This window comes from Butyricicoccus sp. AF35-5AC, from assembly GCF_003477715.1.
GTDB lineage: Bacteria > Bacillota > Clostridia > Oscillospirales > Butyricicoccaceae > Agathobaculum > Agathobaculum butyriciproducens.
Genome location: NZ_QUDX01000031.1, coordinates 1 through 2,821, shown reverse-complemented (window position 1 = coordinate 2,821; position 2,821 = coordinate 1). Strand labels below are relative to the sequence as shown.

The 2,821-nt window shown below is 53.4% G+C and carries 2 protein-coding genes and 1 pseudogene; all 3 read right to left on the bottom strand.

All coding sequences use genetic code 11. The annotated features are described in order from the left end of the window. Positions 1–420 (bottom strand): annotated as a pseudogene (locus DWZ82_RS15770) (electron transfer flavoprotein subunit beta/FixA family protein); the annotation flags it as partial. A 21-nt stretch (positions 421–441) separates the two neighbouring features. Further along, complete coding sequence (locus DWZ82_RS14775; RefSeq protein ID WP_118362012.1) at positions 442–1,584, bottom strand: acyl-CoA dehydrogenase; 1,143 nt, start codon at positions 1,582–1,584, stop codon at positions 442–444. Positions 1,585–1,981: 397 nt separating this feature from the next. Beyond that, positions 1,982–2,368, bottom strand: a complete 387-nt coding sequence (locus DWZ82_RS14770) for a MerR family transcriptional regulator (RefSeq protein ID WP_117492801.1) — start codon at positions 2,366–2,368, stop codon at positions 1,982–1,984. Positions 2,369–2,821 lie beyond the last annotated feature (453 nt).

Here is a 2,821-nt window from a genome sequence, read left to right as displayed (position 1 = left end):
GATGTCCAGCTTCTCAGCGATCTGAGAGCCAACCTGAGCGGTATCACCGTCGATAGCCTGACGGCCGCAGAATACTACGTCATCAGCGTCAACGCCATACTTCTTGATAGCAGCAGCCAGGATCTGGGAGGTTGCGAAGGTATCGGAACCGCCGAACTCACGAGCGGAAACCAGAATGCCCTCGTCAGCGCCCATAGCCATCAGCTCACGCAGCATGCCCTGTGCCGGGGGAGGACCCATGGTGATAACAACGACCTTGCAGCCGGTAGCGTCCTTCAGCTTCAGAGCAGCCTCAACCGCGTTCTTGTCGTCCGGGTTGATGATGGTAGCCATGGATGCGCGGTTCAGAGTGCCATCGGGATTAACAGCAACCTTACCGGAGGTATCCGGAACCTGCTTTACACAAACAATTGCCTTCATAGTTCAGTTTTCCTCCTATTCTTACTTACCGAGAATGTTACCGGAGATAACAACGCGCTGGATCTCGCTGGTGCCCTCGTAGATCTCGGTGATCTTGGCATCACGCATCATGCGCTCAACCGGGTAATCCTTGGTGTAGCCGTAGCCGCCGTGTACCTGAACTGCCTTGGTGGTGATCTTCATAGCAGCCTCGGAAGCGAACAGCTTAGCGGTTGCAGCGTCCAGAGTGAAGCGGCCGCCCTCAGACTTAGCAACAGCAGCCTTGTAGGTCAGCAGGCGAGCAGCCTCGATTGCAACGTGCATATCAGCAAAGAGGAACTGAGTGTTCTGGAACTTTGCGATCGGACGGCCGAACTGCTCACGGGTCTTAGCAAAGTTGATGGACTCTTCCATAGCGCCCTCTGCAATGCCCAGTGCCTGTGCAGCGATGCCGATACGGCCGCCGTCCAGGGTCTGCATAGCGATCTTGAAGCCCTTGCCTTCTGCGCCGAGGAGGTTCTCCTTCGGAACGATGCAGTCGGTGAATACGATCTCAGCCGTCGGGGAGCCGTGCAGGCCAAGCTTCTCCTCGTGCTTGCCAACAGAGAAGCCCGGGAAGGAGCTCTCTACGATAAATGCAGAAATGCCCTTGGTGCCCTTGGACTTGTCGGTCATAGCGAATACTACGAATACGTCAGCAACGTAGCCGTTGGTGATGAAGATCTTGGAGCCGTTCAGTACGTAGTGGTCACCCTGCAGCTCAGCAACGCAGGTGCCCTTTGCAGCGTCAGAACCAGCGTCCGGCTCGGTCAGTGCGAAAGCGCCTACCTTGTGGCCTTCGGTCAGCATGCGGAGGTACTTCTCCTTCTGTGCGGGAGTACCGTTTGCAATGATCGGGCCGCAGCACAGACCATTGTGGGTAGCGAGGATATCGCCGGTGGAAGCGCACTGCTTGGACAGCTCTTCGATAGCGATAGCGGAGGAAAGATCGTCAGCGCCTGCGCCGCCGAACTCCTCGGGCACGATCATGCCCATAACGCCCAGATCGAACAGCTTCTCGATGTTCTCGCGGGGGTAAGTAGAGGTTTTGTCGGTTTCCGCAGCGATGGGCTTAACTTCGTTCTCGGTGAAGTCATGCATCATCTGGCGAACCAGTTCCTGTTCACGGGTCAGATGGAAATCCATGTTCAAGTCTCCTTCTTGTTTGGATATTTATTGCCAAAGCCGGTAAAAACCGGCATTCCGCCTGTTGCAGACTGCCATTTGGTGCGGCAGGGAACCGCTTGCCCGTGTCTAACCGATCGATAGGGTGGTTCGGTTTGGAGCGGGTTTTGCACACTTTTTTGTTAAGTTTTTGTTCCGTCTATCAATATACCACACCAGATAGCAAGCGTCAACTGTCAATATCAACGGAATAAAGCAATAAATTTGGTAAATTATAAGGGATTGTACAAGCGGAATATTCTCAAAACGCGGGGGATGGTGATAAATACCGAAAAAAACGATAGAAACTGGTAAAAATACACAAATACACAGAGCTCTCCGGCGGGAGAACTCTGCGGTGGTGAAGTGTTGGTGCAGTTCAGTCTTTGGCTTTACCGCGCAGTTCGGGTTCTTTGGCGAGGCAGTTGCCGTAGTTTTCAATCTTGTGGTTGAGCCGCTCGAGCGTCTGCTGCATGGTGGCAATGCGTTCCTCGAGCTGGTCGCGCTGCTCGAGGAGCAGGGCCTTGCGGGCGCCGATGGTGCTGTCGCCCTGCTGGAACAGGGCCACATATTCGATGAGCGCCTCGATCTGCAGACCGGCCGCACGCATACATTTAATAAACTCGATCCAGCTGCACGAGGTCTGGTCGTAATCGCGGATGCCGCTTTTGGTGCGCGGTACCGGCGGGATCAGGCCGATGCGCTCGTAATAGCGCAGTGTGTCCGGCGTGATGTCGAACTGTCTGCTCACTTCTGCGATGGTCATGGGAGTCACCTTCCTTTGGTGAGTTTAGTGTAGCACTTGGAGTGTACTCTAAGTCAAGGGTAAATTGAGAATGGAAAATGGAGGATTGAAAATGAACGTGGCGGTTGATGGATGCGATTCGGAGAGAAACGGCGGGGTGACCTCATCCCCGCCGTTTGTAAATTCATTTGCACTATCAAACCGCAGGGGAGTGCATTGTGCTCCCGCATCAATGTTAAATGGGTGTGGATATGCGGTTATGTAATTGCAGTGAGTTGAATTTGACCATCACGTTAATTTTCCATTCTCCATCCTCAATTTTCAATTACCACAACAAAAAAAGGAACCCTCTTTCGAGGATTCCTTTTCATGCAACTTTGGTTTGTTAAGTGGAGAAATTACTCCTCAACCTTAACGTATACGCCGCCGTTACGGCAGGACTCGGTAGCAGCCTTAGCCATGAGAACCGGACGC

What these genes read in the sequence shown, in the direction of transcription:
- DWZ82_RS14775 (WP_118362012.1), bottom strand. Translation starts at nt 1,584, where the DNA reads ATGGATTTCCATCTGACCCGTGAACAGGAACTGGTTCGCCAGATGATG.
- DWZ82_RS14770 (WP_117492801.1), bottom strand. Translation starts at nt 2,368, where the DNA reads ATGACCATCGCAGAAGTGAGCAGACAGTTCGACATCACGCCGGACACA.